Here is a 14,038-nt window from a genome sequence, read left to right as displayed (position 1 = left end):
CTCAGTCGTCCGTGGCGCGGATGCCGGTCGTCGATGCGACGACGTCCTTCATCTTCTTGTCGAGCGCTTCGAAGAACATCGACAGCGGGAACTCGTCGTCCAGCACCAGGTCCGTGTACCCCTTCGGCGGTCCGGCCAGCACCTCGCGGGGGAGCCCCTCGGCCCACGCTGACGCAGGGTGCGGGGCGACGACGGAGGCGATGAGCTCGTAGGCCTTCAACCAGTGCACCGTCTTCGGCCGGTCGATCGACTCCCAGTACAGCCGGTCGATGCGGTCGCCGAGCTCGACGACCGCATCGGCGACCCTCTCCCAGTCGAAGCTGAGCTCTACGTCACGCCACTGCAGCACGTGCTTCCGGTGGAGCCAGGCGAACAGCAGCTGCCCGCCCAGCCCGTCGTAGTTGCGCACGCGCGAACCGGTGATGGCGAAACGGAAGATCCGGTCGAAGATCACCGCGTACTGCACGAGCTTCCCGTGCCGGCGGGTCTGCTCCTCGAGGTCGGTGAGCTCTTCGCCGGCTGCCGTGCGCGCCGTGAGGGCACGCTCGATCGTGACCGATTCCCGGAACGCCGTCAGGTCGCAGCGCAGTTCCTCCAGGGTGTACAGGAAGAACGGCATCCGCTGCTTGATCATGAACGGGTCGAACGGCAGGTCGCCGCGCATGTGCGTGCGGTCGTGGATGAGGTCCCACATCACGAAGGTCTTCTCGGCGAGGTCCTGGTCGGCGAGAAGTGCCGCGGCGTCGTCGGGCAGGTCCAGCTTCGTGATGTCGGCGGCCGCGGTGACCACGCGACGGTAGCGTGCCGCCTCGCGGTCCTGGAAGATCGCCCCCCAGGTGAACGGCGGGGTCTGCCGCACGGCGACCGTCTCGGGGAACAGGACCGCCGAGTTGGAGTCGTATCCCGGGGTGAAGTCGATCAGCCGCAGGGACAGGAACAGCTCGTTGCCGTAGTCCCCGGCCTCGAGCTCGGCGATGAACTCCGGCCAGATCGCCTCGACGATCAGCGCCTCGACGTGCCGGTTCGCCGAGCCGTTCTGGGTGTACATGGGGAACACGACGAGGTGCCGGATGCCGTCGATGCGGTGCTGCTGGGGCTGGAACGCGACGAGGGAGTCGAGGAAGTCCGGCTCCCCGAAGCCGCCGTCGACCCAGCGCGCGAAGTCACCGGGCAGGGCCGCCAGGTACGCCGCACCGTGCGGGAACAGCGGTGCGAGCTCGGCGACCGACTCCACGATCACCTCGACGTGCTCGCGCGCGGTCGGGTGGTCGGCGGGTTCGGGAATCGAACCGTCCTTGATCTGCAGCGCCTGCAGTTCGGTGGCTGCCGACTTGAGCCGGAGCCACGCGGGACTCGACTCCACGGTGCCGGCGTCCTCGACGACCTCGGGCTCGCCGATGATGGCCTGCACCGTCTGCAGTGACGTGGACATTCAACCCCTCCTGTCACGGAATCAACGGAAATTGTCCGGTGATCTAGCTCATAGACAGGAACATTCACACGTGCTTACGGTCGTGTCAACCCCTTCGGGATGATCAGCTGATAGCCTTCCCCGCATGGACGACCCTGTCGACGTGCGACTGGCCACCGCGGTCTCGCACGATCCGCGTGCCACTCTCGCCCAGCTGTCCGAACGGGTCGGCCTTTCGACCTCGGCAGTGCAGGCACGGCTGCGAAAGCTCGAGAGCAGCGGCGTGATCGTCGCCTACCAGGCGATTCTCGACCCCGAAGCCATTGGCAAACCGCTGGCCGCATTCATCGAGATCACACCGCTCGATCCTCGTCAGCCCGACAACGCCCCCGAGCTCCTGCAGTCGCTCACGGCGATCGAGGCCTGCCACTCGGTTGCCGGCGACGCCGCCTACATGCTGTTCGTCAGGGTCGGCTCACCGAAGGAGCTCGAGGCGCTCGTCAACGAGGTGCGCCACGTAGCGTCCGTCAACACCCGCACCACGGTGGTGCTGCAGACCTTCTACGAGCATCGGCCCATGCTGCCCACTGCTGAAGCGTGAGGACCGCCTCCGACCCCTGGACCCTCTGAGGGCCCACGCCGGGGCGCGCTGGGTGCTCGGCGGGGCACGCCGGAGACGGACCACCGTGCTGGGGTCCGGGGTGCGGATGCAACGGCAACGCTGGTGGATCCGCCCGCCGAGGGCGTGCCGGTCGTCGACGGGCGTGCGCGCGGCTGCCGGCCGCCGCGTGAAACATGTCCGGCGGAGCCGGTGCTCATGCGACGCCGGCGGGAGGTGCTCGCTACGGTGGGAACCACCGCCGCGGCCCCGGAGGGCCCCGGGTGAACGGAGCGCCCCACCATGGCAGAGCAGATCGTCCTGGGCTACGACGGGTCCCAGCACAGCGACCGTGCCCTGGAGTGGGCCCTCCGGGAGGCGGCGGTGCTGTCGGCCGAGCTGCAGGTGGTGGTCTCCACCGGGCGCCCCGTGGCGGTGGAGACCAGCCTCTACGGCTCCTTCCTGGCGGCGGTCGAGGAGGAGGCGGGCACGGTCGCGGGCCAGGCCGTGGCGCGAGCGCAGGAGCGCGGTGTCCCGGCGGTGGGGGTGGTGGCCCGCGGTGACCCCGCCGGGGTGCTGGTGGAGCGCTCGCGGACGGTCTCGGGGCTCGTGCTGGGCAGGCGCGGCCGGCGCGGTGTGCGTGGGCGGGTGGGCTCGGTCTCGGCGGCCGTGGCGGCCCACGCGCGGTGTCCGGTGGTCGTGCTGCCGGGCCGGTGGACGCCCGGGGTGCGGGCGTCCCGGGCCGGCGCGGGTGCTTTCGCCGGTCGCGTCGTGGTGGGGGTGGACCGGCTGGGGGCGGACAATCCCGCGCTCGTGGCCGCGACCTGCTACGCGGGCCGGCACGGCCTGGGCCTGACCTTGCTCACCGTGGTCCCGGAGGCCACGACCACCTTCACGGGGTCGGTGGATCTGGACCGGGCGATCCGCGACCAGCTCCTGGGCCCGGCGCAGGCCATGGTGGGCGAGGTGGCCGAGGAAGTGCGGGCGAAGGACTCGGATCTGACGGTGGAAACGCATGTGCTCTTCGGGGTGCCCGCGGACGAGCTCGTGGAGGCCGGCCGCTCGGCGGAGCTCGTGGTGGTAGGCAGCCGCGGCTACGGGGGGTTCCGGGGCCTGCTGATGGGTTCCGTGTCGCAGGCCGTGCTCCACGGGGGCGAGAGCCCCGTGATGATCATCCCCACCGGCCGGGAGAGTGACCCTGCTCCGGGGCGGCGATCATGATCGGCATGACGGGGCGCAGGCCGGCGGGTCGGCCGGTCAGCGACGGGCGGTGGGCGGCCATGTCCTACCCGCTCAGGCGGGCGGCTCCGGGGCCGGTGAGCTCTTCGGCGGTCACGGGGCGCCCGGACACGGCCAGCAGCAAGGCGATGGCGGTCCCTCGCACGTCCTCGCCCACACCGGTGGTGAAGCCGGTGTCCGTGGCCACCAGGTGCAGTCCCCGTGCTCGTTCCCTGCCGCCGCCGAACCTCCCGCTGGTGTCCAGCTGGTGGCGCAGCGCGGTGATCACGTGGGCCCTCGGATAGTCGTGGCCGATGCCCAGCGGGCGCCGGATGTCCTCCCCATGCACGAACGCCTCCACCAGCCGGGTGGCCGGCGGGGCCGGGGCGCCGGTCGTGCGTGAGTGCACCTCGCGGAACCGCTCCACGGTCCGGGCCGGGTCCTCGGCGCGTTCCCGGGCCACACCGCCGGCGTTGAGGCGGTCGAAGTCGAAGCCGGCGGCGAGGAGGTCGCGGAGGAATCCCAGCCGGGTGGTCTTCGCGTCGTCGACGAGGTGGGCCAGGACATCGTGGACGTCCCAGCCGGGACACAGGGAGGGGGTGGACCACTGCCGCCCCGTCACGGTCTGCAGGTCCTCGATCAACGCCGCCCGCTCGGCGTGGACCACGGGCCAGATCTCGGTCATCGGATTCCTCGCTCACCTGTCGCGCCGGCAGCAGCCTGGGCCCGTGCACGTCCGCCGGCCCAGGAGCACGGTCCGGTCCGCCGGCCCAGTGCCGAGGCTAGTCCACCCCGACGCGAGGAACAGGAAGCGACGTCTGCCCGCCGGATGCCCTCGGCCGCGGCAGCACCCCGGAGATCCTCACCGGGCGTGCGGACAGCATCCCGTCGCCCGAGAACGGACGGTTGCCACCGCCTCCGGCTTCCCTGGGCCCGGCGGCGCGCAGGCCGAGAGGCGGCCGTCCTCCTCCGGCGGGAGGACAACGGCCTCCTCCGGCGGCAGCCAGGTGGCGTGCTGCCGGTTCAGACGTCCTGGCGCTGGGCGGCACGGAGCTTCCGGACGGCGGTGTGGGCGAGGACGAGCGCCAGCAGGCCGTAGGGGCTCCAGGTGATGGGGCTGCCCACGAAGGTGCCGACCCGGCCGCCGGAGGACATCAGGGCGTTGCGCAGGCTGGTCTCGGCCAGCGGGCCCAGGACCATCCCGATCATCACCGGGGCCGGCGGAAAGCCGTAGCGGCGCAGCAGGAAGCCGACGCAACCGATGGCCATGACGAGCAGCAGGTCGGACACGGCGGTCCCGCCCCGACGGAGCCGGGCCCTCCACGGGAGGGAACCGCCGGCGCGGTGGCCGGGCGCCGTGGGGGCCGGCAGGGCGGCAGGGCGCCGTCTTGCTGTGCGCACTATATTTCCCATAGGCTGGCGCGCGTGTGGCACACCTTCTTGCGCAACGGCGGAGCCAGGCTCCGCGTCAGCCGCCCCGAGCTGGTCCTGATCGGCATCACCATGCTCTGGGGGGCGACCTTCCTGATCATCCATGTGGCGATGGCGCACAGCGGACCGCTCTTCTTCGTCGGGATCCGCTTCGTGGTGGCCGGGCTGATCGGGGCGGTCGTGTTCTGGCGCGCCCTGCGGGGAATCACCCGGCACGAGATCGCCGCCGGGGCCGGGATCGGGGTGTCGATCTTCGTGGGCTACGGGCTGCAGACAGTGGGGCTGCAGACGATCACGGCCAGCCAGTCGGCGTTCATCACCGCCCTGTACGTACCGATGGTGCCCCTGCTGCAGTGGGTGCTGCTGCGCAGGGCGCCCGGGGCGATGACCCTGGTCGGGGTGGCGTTCGCCTTCGCCGGACTGGTGCTCCTGGCCGGCCCGGACGCCGGGCTGGGCGGGCTGAGCACCGGGGAGACGGTCACGCTGCTGAGCGCGGTGGCCTGCGCGGTGGAGATCGTGCTCATCAGCCGCTTCGCCGGCACCGTGGACGCCCGCCGGGTGACCGTGGTGCAGGTGGCGGTGGCGGGGCTGCTGTCCCTGGCCATGATGCCGGTGGCCGGCGAGCAGGTCCCGGAATTCTCCTGGGTGTGGCTGGCGGCCGGCGTCGGGCTCGGGGCGGCGAGCATCCTGATCCAGCTGGCGATGAACTGGGCGCAGCGCTCCGTCTCGGCCACCAGAGCCACCGTCATCTACGCCGGAGAGCCGGTGTGGGGCGGGATCATCGGGCGCCTCGCCGGAGAACGACTGCCCGGTCTGGCGATCCTCGGGGCCGTGCTGATCGTCGCCGGTGTCCTGGTCAGCGAGCTGCGCCCCCGTGGCCCGGAGGCCGGGGGGCCACCCGCCCCGGGAGCCGGTGAGGGCGCGGACCGGGAACACCTCGAGGCCTGGTGACCGGCGCCGGCGATCGAGCACTTCCCGGGCCTCGGGCCCGGGGCGGGCCGGCTCCGCAGAGGACGAGCCGGTCCGGGGAGCAGCCGGCGAGAACGGCGTCGCCCCTGTCCGCCCTGCTGCCTCCCGAGGAGGAGCCGGATGGCCGCCCGTGAGAAAGGCGAGGCCACCGCCGAGTTCGTCGCCACGGTCGGCCGGCAGATCCGCCACCGGCGCCGGCAGCGCGGGTGGAGCGTCCAGGAGCTCTCCGACCGCGCCGGGGTGAGCCGGCGCATGCTGACCCAGATCGAGCTGGGCCAGGCGAACCCCAGCCTGGTGACCGTCGACCACATCGCCCACGCACTGGACACCGACTTCGTCTCCCTCGCCATGGCGCCCGCGGCACCCGCGCAGGACACCGGTGGACACCGGGCGGGGACGGCGGTGCGCGTGTGGAGCTCGGACCACGGCAGCGAGGCCGTGCTGCTCATCGCCACCGAGCGCTCCCCGCGCACCGAGCTGTGGCGCTGGCGCCTGGCCCCGGGAGACACCTACCACGCCCGGCCGGACAGGGCCGGGACCGAGGAGCTGCACGAGGTCCACGCCGGGGAGCTGGTCATCACCACCAGCGGGCTCGCCCTGCGGGTGCGGGCCGGCGAGGCCGGCCGGATCCGCAGCGACCAGCACTACACCTACCGCAACGACGGCGGCACCTGGGCCGAGTTCACCCGCGTCGTCGTCGGAGCCTAGGCCCACCCGCCCCGGTCCCGGCGGCAGCCTCCGGGGGAGCCGCCGCATGCTCGTGCTGCTGGACGTGGCGAGCGTGCTCCTGCTGGAGGATCACCACCGGCCGGCGCAGATCCTGCAGGGTCTGCTGGTCGCCGTCACTGTCCGCCCGGTGCGTCGAGTCCGCGGCGGAGCCTGTCGGCGGTGTCGTGGGGATCGGCCGATGTGGTCAGGGCGCGGACGACCACTGCGCGCGTGGCCCCGGCGCCGAGGACTGCGGGAAGTCGGGTTCCGTCGATGCCGCCGATGGCGAACCACGGCTTGGTGACCGCGGCCGGGGCGCCGGCCGAGAGGTCGGCGACCTCCCGGAGGAAACGCAGACCGGTGGCGGTGCGGCCTGGTTTGGTGGGGGTCTCCCACACGGGACCGGTGCAGAAGTAGTCGACGTCCGGGTCCTCCAGTGCGGTGCGGGCCTGGCCGAGGTCGTGGGTGGACCGGCCGATCAGCACGTCGGGGCCGAGCAGGGAGCGGGCCTGGGCGGGAGAGAGGTCGTGCTGGCCGGTGTGGAAGACGTCGGCGCCCACGAGGGCTGCGACGTCCGCGCGGTCGTTGACCGCGAACAGCTTCTCGTGCTGGGCGGCCACCCGGGCCAGCACCTGCAGCGCCTCGATCTCGGCGTCGGTGTCCAGCGCCTTGTCCCGCAGCTGCACGATGTCGGCTCCTCCGGAGTAGGCGGCATGCAGGAACTCCTCGAGGTCGTCCTGTTCCAGGCGGGCGTCCGTGCAGAGGTACAGCCGGGCGGCGGCGAGCTTCTCGGTGCGGGATCGCCGCAGACCGGGGTCGGCGGGGGCGGGGAGGTCATGGGTATGCTGGGTCACACGCTGATGTTAGTCAGCAGTTCTGCGGGAGCCCTGCCGGGGCTGAGAGGGCTTGAGCGCCGACCGCCACACCTGATGCGGGTCATGCCGCCGTAGGAAAGGACATGCCGTGCCCGCCGTGCCCCTTGCCGCGCTGCCGGGCCCTGGGCCCTCCGGGGCCGCCGTCGACGTCGCGGTCGTGGGCGCTGGGCTGATCGGCCTCGCCACCGCCTGGGAGCTGCGCCGCCGCGGTCGCTCCGTCGCGGTGGTCGACCCGGACCCCGGCTCGGGGGCGAGCCGGGCCGCGGCCGGGATGCTCGCCCCCGTCAGCGAGGTCCAGTACCAGCAGGAACCCCTCTACCCCCTGATGACGACCTCGGCCGCCGAGTACCCGGCCTTCGTGGCCGCCCTGGAACGGGCCGCCGGGCAGCCGGTGGGCCACCGCACCACCGAGACCCTGGTCTGCGGCGTCGACGCCGCCGACCGCCAGGCCCTGGCGGACCTGCGCGAGCTGCAGCTGCGCCACGGCATGGACGTGCAGCCCCTGCCCCTGCGCACCGCCCGCGCCCTGGAGCCGGCGCTGAGCCCGCGGCTGTCCGCCGCGTTCCGGATCCCCGGTGACCACCAGGTCGACCCGCGCCGGCTCGTGGCCGCGTTGCTGGCCGCGCTCACCGCGCCGCTGCCGAGCGATCAGGCCCTCGACGGAGGCGGTGACGGCGGTCCGGTCCGCCTCGTGCGCGAGCCTGCCGCGGCGCTGCAGCACGACGCCCGGGGCGCGGTCACCGGGATCGTCCTGGCCGGCGGACAGGAGGTGGCGGCCGCGGAAACGGTCCTGTCCCCGGGCGCGGGGCTCGGGGCCCTGGCGGGCCTGCCCGTCGGGTGCCGGCTGCCGATGCGCCCGGTGCACGGGGACATCCTGCGGGCGCGCCCGCCCGCGGGAGCGCCCGGACTGCTCGAGCGCACCGTCCGCGGCCTGGTCCACGGTGTGCCTGTCTACCTGGTGCCGCGCGCCGACGGGACCGTGGTCATCGGGGCCACCTCCCGGGAGGACGGGCTGGACGGGGCCAGTGCCGGGGGCGTGTTCCGGCTGCTGCGCGACGCCCAGGCGCTGGTTCCCGGAGTGGCCGACCTCGAACTGGCGGAAGTCATGGCCCGCGCGCGCCCCGGCACCCCCGACGACATCCCGTATCTCGGCCGCGTCCGCGCGGACAGCGGCGAGCCGGTGGCCGGGCTGGTCGTCTCCACGGGCTATTTCCGCCACGGCGTGCTGCTCACCCCGCTGGCCGCCCGCCTCGCCGCTCAGCTGGTCACCGGGGAGCCGGGGGCCGACCCGGCGGCCGACGCGGCACACCTCGCCACCACCGACCCGCACCGCTTCGATCTGCAGATCGCCGGACCACCGAACAGGAGCATCTGATGTCCGCCATCACCCTCAACGGCGCCTCGCGCACCGTGGCCGAGGACACCACCGTCATCGACCTCGTCGCCGAGACCGTCGGCCGGGCCCTGGGCCCCGACGGCCACCCCGTGGACGGGGGCCGCCTGGGCGTGGCCGTGGCCGTCGACGCCGCGATCGTCCCCCGCAGCCGCTGGCACCGCACGCCCGTGGTGCAGGGCCAGGACGTCGAGATCATCACCGCTGTCCAGGGAGGCTGAGCCGTGACCACCACGCACCCCGACCCGCTGCTCCTCGACGGCGCGGCGCTGTCCTCCCGCCTGATCATGGGCACCGGGGGCCTGAGCTCCCTGCACACCCTGGAGCAGGCCCTGCTGGCCTCCGGCACCGAGCTGACCACCGTGGCCCTGCGCCGCTACGCCCCCGGGCAGGGCGACTCGCTGTTCGCCCTGCTTGAGCGCAACGCCATCCGCGTCCTGCCCAACACCGCCGGCTGCTACACCGCCCGGGACGCCCTGCTCACGGCCGAGCTGGGCCGGGAGGCGCTGGAGACCGACTGGGTCAAGCTCGAGGTCATCGCCGACGAGGACACGCTGCTGCCCGACGTCGTGGAGCTGCTGGACGCCACCGAGCAACTGGTGGCCCGCGGGTTCAAGGTCTTCGCCTACACCTCCGACGATCCGGCCGTCGCCCGCCGCCTTGAGGACCTCGGCGCCGCCGCGGTCATGCCCCTGGGCGCGCCCATCGGCACCGGGCTGGGCATCCTCAACCCGCACAACATCGAGCTCATCGCCTCCCGCGCCGCCGTGCCCGTGATCCTCGACGCCGGCATCGGCACCGCCTCCGAGGCCGCCCTGGCCATGGAGCTCGGCTGCGACGCCGTGCTCCTGGCCAGCGCCGTCACCCGGGCCCAGGACCCGGTGGCCATGGCCACCGCGATGCGCCACGCCGTCGCAGCCGGGCGGCTGGCCGCGACCGCGGGGCGCATCCCCGTCCGCCGCCACGCCGTCGCCTCCTCGCCCACGGCCGGGCGGATCGGCCCCGCCGGGCGCGGGAAGGTCCCGGACGCCGCGCCGCGCGGGGACTGGGCGCCCGTGGGGCACCCGCGGTGAGCCCGCTGCCCCCACTTGCCGCACCCGCCCCAGGACTGACGTGCGAGGAGCTCGAGCGCTACGCCCGGCACCTCGCGCTCGCCGAGGTCGGCTCGATCGGCCAGCGGCGGTTGAAGAACGCCCGGGTCCTCGTCGTCGGGGCCGGGGGACTGGGCGCCCCCGCCCTGCAGTACCTGGCCGCAGCCGGGGTGGGCACGCTGGGGATCGTCGACGACGACGTCGTGACCGCCTCCAACCTGCAGCGCCAAGTGATCCACACCGTCGCCGACATCGGCCGCCCCAAGGTCGACTCCGCCGCCGACGCGGTGGCTCGGCTCAACCCGCTCGTGGACGTGCGCACCCACTCCGTGCGGCTCACGGCGGACAACGCCGTGGACCTGGTCGGTCGGTACGACCTCGTGCTGGACGGCGCGGACAACTTCGCCACCCGCTACCTGGTCAGCGACGCCGCGGCCCTGACCCGCACCCCGGTCGTATGGGGCTCGATCCTGCGGTTCGAGGGCCAGGTCAGCGTCTTCTGGGCGGGCCACGGGCCCACCTACCGGGACCTCTACCCCGAGTCCCCGCCGGCCGGGGAGGTGCCCAGCTGCGCCGAGGGCGGGGTGGTCGGGATGCTCCCGGCCACCGTCGGCTCCGTCATGGTCACCGAGGCGGTCAAGCTGATCACCGGCGTCGGCGAGCCGCTGCTCGGGCGGGTCCTGCTCCACGACGCCCTCGCCATGACCTGGCGAGAGCTGCGGCTGACCCCCGACCCTGACGCACCTCCGGTGGTCGCGCTCGAGAGCCCCCAGGGGGTCTGCGCCCGGCCCGGCCACGGCCCCGGGCCCGCCGAGGTCCTCGGCCCCCAGGAGCTGGCCGTGCTGCTGACCCGCCGCGAGCGCGGCGAGGCCGTCTTCGCGCTCGTGGACGTGCGGGAGGCCTGGGAGAGAGAGCTGGTGAGCATCCCGGGCACCGTCCCCGTCCCGCTCAGCGAGCTGCTCGAGCGCGGCGCAGACGCCCTGCCGGCCGAGGTCCTCGGCATGGACCTGGTGCTGCACTGCAAAGCCGGCGCCCGGTCCGCGACAGCCCTGGCCGCGCTGCGCCCGCACTTCGCGCAGCGGGAGGAGCGGCTCCGCCACCTCGAGGGCGGCATCCTGGCCTGGGTGGCACAGATCGAACCGGGAAAACCTGTCTACTGAGTCAGCCCGGACACGGCAGGACTCCGGCATGCCGGAGCACCAGCCACGCGAGCAGGCAACTCATGCGCTGACGTCCGTTCCGCCCATTTCCTCCCGGGGGGGGGCGGCGGACCCGGCAGCTCAGGGCGCCGTCGGCGTCTTCGGCGACCCCCTCGGGGCAGGGGCCTGACAGCGGGGTCGAACGGCCCCGGCGTGCACGCCGCGTTCGCCAACCGGCCCCAGCCCGGTGAGACCGACGAACAACAACCAGACCGGGGACCAGAGGCGAGCGCATCACCGGTTCGGTGGCCGGGGGAAGGTCCGCCGGCAAGGACCTGGATGGGCAGCGCCAGACCTGCACCGACTTCCGGATCCGCGATGCTCCCCGGCTGGCCGAGGCACGGGGGCGCGGCAGCCGCTGGAGGACCGACCGGGGCGGCGAACTCGGCGCGCGCCGACGGAGCCCACGGCTCAGAACGCGCCGGTGGCCACCGCGGTGGGGAAGCGGGCGGCGGGCATCACGGTGCAGTCCGGGCTCATCGCCACGACCACGTGCCCGACCGTGGCCACGGCCAGAGCCGGGGCCGGCGCTACCGGGCGGCGCTCTCGCCGGCCCAGGCCTGCGCGTAGAACCAGGAGGAGCGCGAGCTCAGCAGCTCGGCGTAGGGACCCGGCTCCATCGCCTGCGCTGAACCGTCCGGGACCTCCGGGGCGAAGGCGGACACGCCCAGCCCGGCCTCGTGACCCTGCAGGGTCAGGCCGGCAGCCTCCAGGATCGTGGGGTACATGCTCAGCTGGTCCGTGCGGGGGCGCAGCGTGCTGTTCGCGTCCTCGCCCGGAATCCAGATCCGGTTGAAGATGGTGCGGTTCTCTTGGTCGTCCAGCTGCTCGTGGAAAGCGTCGCCGGCGTTCCTGGGCATGAGGTGGTCGCCCATGATCACCACGGCGGTGTCGTCGAGGTAGCCCTTCTCCTGCATGTGGTCCACGAATCCGGCCACCTGGGTCATGGAGCAGGAGAGCACGGAGGCGACCTCGTTCTGCGCATCCACGGTGCAGTAGTCGAAGACGTGCACCGGCTCGTGGGTGTCCAGCGTCAGCACGGAGAGGTGGAACGGCTGACCGCTCCTCTCCGCCTCGGCGTGCAGCTCGTCGACCTCGTCCTTGGCGTGGGCCATGAGGCGTTCGTCGCTCAGGCCCCAGTCGCTGCGGAAGTGCTTCTCCGGTTCGCCGGCGGCGCGCCAGTCGGAGAGGTCCTTCACCCCGGAGTAGCCGTGGCTGTGCAGGAAGGTGTCCTTCGCGGCGAAGGAGGCGTTGGCCCCGCCCAGGAAGACGCTGTGGTAGCCGTGCTCGTCGAGGACGTCGCCCAGGCAGGTCAGCCCTCCCAGGTAGGCGTCGACGTCGCCGTCGGACCCGTCCGAGGCGCCGCTGCCCGCGGTGGAGACCATGTCCTTCAGCGGGACGCCGCACTGCGTCGAGACGAGCCCGGCCATGGTCCAGCCTCCACCCTCGTACTGCCGGAGATCGTGCACGCTCCGCCAGCCGTCCGAGGCCCGGGTGACGTCCTGCAGGGGAGCGAACGCGTCCGTCTCCGAGAGCTGGTCGTCCGCGAGGGTGGCCTCGCCGGACTCGAGGTAGACCAGCACCAGGTTGCGCTTGTGCTGGTCGCCGGTGACGGTCGGCTCCGCGTAGTAGTCGCCGAGGTCGTACCGGGAGTTCGCCGCCTTGATGTAGTCCCCCATGCCCACCGTGGTGGCGAAGGCCGTGGTGCCGCCGACGACCACCGCGGCCACCGAGGCGGTGAAGACGGTGCGCGCGATCCACGGCGATCGACGAGGACGCGTCTCGTCGCCGTGGTGGTGGCGCGCGCGGCGCCGGAAGCACTGCCACAGGGCGATCCCGACGGTGATGAGCAGGGGCGCGACGCCGATCCCGAGGACGCCGACCCAGACGATGGCCCCGCCCCCGCCGTCGGTTTCCACGGAGACGAGGTTCAGGAGCATCTGCCCCACAGAGATCCTGCCCCAGTAGAAACGGATGCCGGCGGCGGTGATGAGCAGCACGAGCCCCGCCCAGATCAGGGCGTAGACCAGGACGCGTCCCCCGACGACGCCAACCCGTCGGATCACGTGAAGAATCCGGCCGGACATGGCAACACCTCACGTTCCAGATGCGCGCGTGCTCCCCGAACACCCTTGACATCCACCCCATTGTCGGGCCCAGACAGACCCAGTACCGTTACGCTACCTGTTCAGCAGTTGTTCACCTGCCGGACCTGGTCCCGAAATTTGATCCGTCGCCGCCGGCCCCGCCGGTTCCAGGCTCCGACGCCGATCGTGGGGGGCCGGCTCACGCGACGCCGCCGGACCGGGAGCATCAGCTGCGTGGTTCGACCTCGACACGGTCGGTCCCTCCGGGGGATCGGGGGAGAGGGGAAGGCGCCGTGGGGGAACAGGTCGGTCGGTGGTGAGCAGGACCTCGAGGGCGCGGTGTCCGTCCGTCGCGCGGCAGGCCTCGGCGGCCTGCTCCAGGGCAGGGTCAGGTCGAAGACCTCGACCGGGTCGACCGGGTCGACCGGGCGGTCCCAGGTCAGCGGGATCAGCCCGGGCAGGAACCGGCGCGCCGGGACGGGGCCGCCGTGCGCTGCCGGCGCAGCCGAGAACTGCCGACCCCACCGTCATCCGAGCCGGGACGACAGGGGGTGCTGTCGTGCCCCGCGGTCAGCGCTCTGCAGGTGCCGTCCTCGGCCGGCCGGGCGGGCGGCCGGTGCCGCCCGAGGCGTCCGGCACCGGGGGTGCGGCGGGGATCAGATGGTCGGGCAGCGGCTCCGGGACCACGATCTCCACCGCGGGCCCGTGGTGGTCGGGGACGTCGTGGTCGACCGCCCAGCGCAGCAGTTCCACCCCGATCGCCTCCACGTGACGGGTGCCGGTCAGATCGACGGTGACCTGGACACCCGGGGCGAGGCCGCGGGCCCGGCGAATCAGCGGGTGCAGGCCCGACTGGCTGAGCCGGGTCAGGCATCCGCCGGCACTGATCCGCACCTTCTGCCCGTCCAGAGCCACCTGGACGGTCACGGAGAGCTTGTGGTCCACAACAGCATCCTTTGCCCGTCCGAGGTTGCCGCGGCCGATCGCTGTACCGCTGCTGAGAGGATAAGCCGTCCGCGCCCCGGAGAGCCCGAGCGCCCCGGAGCCTGGGCGCATGT

Annotated in this window: 14 protein-coding genes and 1 riboswitch; of the genes, 8 read left to right on the top strand and 6 right to left on the bottom strand. The window is 73.2% G+C overall.

All coding sequences use genetic code 11. The features are described from left to right. Position 1 precedes the first annotated feature (1 nt). Entirely contained in the window at positions 2 to 1,432 is a 1,431-nt protein-coding gene (locus ACYSMR_RS02250; protein WP_461747243.1) for a DUF6421 family protein, read from the bottom strand. A 124-nt stretch (positions 1,433 to 1,556) separates the two neighbouring features. Between ACYSMR_RS02250 and ACYSMR_RS02245 the strand changes: the two genes are divergently transcribed. Next, positions 1,557 to 2,012 carry an Lrp/AsnC family transcriptional regulator gene (locus tag ACYSMR_RS02245; protein ID WP_309125446.1) on the top strand — a complete coding sequence of 152 codons (456 nt, stop codon included), beginning with the start codon at positions 1,557 to 1,559 and terminating at the stop codon, positions 2,010 to 2,012. Positions 2,013 to 2,312: 300 nt separating this feature from the next. Beyond that, entirely contained in the window at positions 2,313 to 3,230 is a 918-nt protein-coding gene (locus ACYSMR_RS02240; protein WP_251334163.1) for a universal stress protein, read from the top strand. A gap of 64 nt (positions 3,231 to 3,294) precedes the next feature. Here ACYSMR_RS02240 and ACYSMR_RS02235 read toward each other — a convergent pair whose 3' ends face one another. Further along, positions 3,295 to 3,912, bottom strand: a complete 618-nt coding sequence (locus tag ACYSMR_RS02235; protein WP_251334162.1) for a maleylpyruvate isomerase family mycothiol-dependent enzyme — start codon at positions 3,910 to 3,912, stop codon at positions 3,295 to 3,297. 338 nt (positions 3,913 to 4,250) lie between these two features. Beyond that, entirely contained in the window at positions 4,251 to 4,517 is a 267-nt protein-coding gene (locus ACYSMR_RS02230; protein ID WP_251334161.1) for a hypothetical protein, read from the bottom strand. Between the two features lie 135 nt (positions 4,518 to 4,652). Between ACYSMR_RS02230 and ACYSMR_RS02225 the strand changes: the two genes are divergently transcribed. Together ACYSMR_RS02225 and ACYSMR_RS02220 are read left to right on the top strand one after the other, a co-directional pair. Next, a complete protein-coding gene (locus ACYSMR_RS02225; protein ID WP_461747242.1) occupies positions 4,653 to 5,609 on the top strand; it encodes a DMT family transporter in 957 nt (318 codons plus the stop codon). A gap of 138 nt (positions 5,610 to 5,747) precedes the next feature. Beyond that, positions 5,748 to 6,335 (top strand): XRE family transcriptional regulator, encoded by a 588-nt coding sequence (locus tag ACYSMR_RS02220; protein WP_251334159.1) that lies wholly within the window; start codon positions 5,748 to 5,750, stop codon positions 6,333 to 6,335. A gap of 134 nt (positions 6,336 to 6,469) precedes the next feature. Here the strand turns inward: ACYSMR_RS02220 and thiE are convergent, their stop codons facing one another. Continuing rightward, complete coding sequence (gene thiE, locus ACYSMR_RS02215; protein WP_251334158.1) at positions 6,470 to 7,189, bottom strand: thiamine phosphate synthase; 720 nt, start codon at positions 7,187 to 7,189, stop codon at positions 6,470 to 6,472. A 14-nt stretch (positions 7,190 to 7,203) separates the two neighbouring features. Beyond that, a riboswitch (TPP riboswitch) is annotated at positions 7,204 to 7,305 on the top strand. Between thiE and thiO the strand changes: the two genes are divergently transcribed. The 4 genes from thiO to moeB all read left to right on the top strand — a co-directional run bounded on the left by thiO (position 7,299) and on the right by moeB (position 10,854). Beyond that, positions 7,299 to 8,585, top strand: coding sequence for a glycine oxidase ThiO (gene thiO / locus ACYSMR_RS02210; RefSeq protein WP_461747241.1), 1,287 nt, complete (start codon positions 7,299 to 7,301; stop codon positions 8,583 to 8,585). It overlaps the preceding riboswitch by 7 nt. After that, positions 8,585 to 8,824 (top strand): sulfur carrier protein ThiS, encoded by a 240-nt coding sequence (gene thiS, locus ACYSMR_RS02205; RefSeq protein ID WP_251334156.1) that lies wholly within the window; start codon positions 8,585 to 8,587, stop codon positions 8,822 to 8,824. Before thiO ends, thiS begins: the two co-directional genes overlap by 1 nt. Before the next feature lie 66 nt (positions 8,825 to 8,890). After that, the gene (locus ACYSMR_RS02200) at positions 8,891 to 9,676 is read left to right on the top strand and encodes a thiazole synthase (RefSeq protein WP_251334200.1); all 786 of its coding nucleotides are present in this window, start codon (positions 8,891 to 8,893) and stop codon (positions 9,674 to 9,676) included. Next, positions 9,673 to 10,854, top strand: a complete 1,182-nt coding sequence (gene moeB / locus ACYSMR_RS02195; RefSeq protein ID WP_461747240.1) for a molybdopterin-synthase adenylyltransferase MoeB — start codon at positions 9,673 to 9,675, stop codon at positions 10,852 to 10,854. Before ACYSMR_RS02200 ends, moeB begins: the two co-directional genes overlap by 4 nt. Positions 10,855 to 11,423: 569 nt before the next feature. Here the strand turns inward: moeB and ACYSMR_RS02190 are convergent. Both ACYSMR_RS02190 and ACYSMR_RS02185 read right to left on the bottom strand, forming a co-directional pair. Continuing rightward, complete coding sequence (locus ACYSMR_RS02190) at positions 11,424 to 12,959, bottom strand: sulfatase-like hydrolase/transferase (protein ID WP_461747239.1); 1,536 nt, start codon at positions 12,957 to 12,959, stop codon at positions 11,424 to 11,426. Between the two features lie 591 nt (positions 12,960 to 13,550). Continuing rightward, positions 13,551 to 13,925: a hypothetical protein gene (locus tag ACYSMR_RS02185; protein ID WP_251334153.1), complete on the bottom strand. Its 375-nt coding sequence runs from the start codon at positions 13,923 to 13,925 to the stop codon at positions 13,551 to 13,553. Positions 13,926 to 14,038: the final 113 nt, after the last annotated feature.

Source organism: Kocuria sp. U4B, from assembly GCF_054875615.1.
Note: the sequence above shows the minus strand (reverse complement) of the source record. Positions and strands in the feature narration are given on the sequence as shown.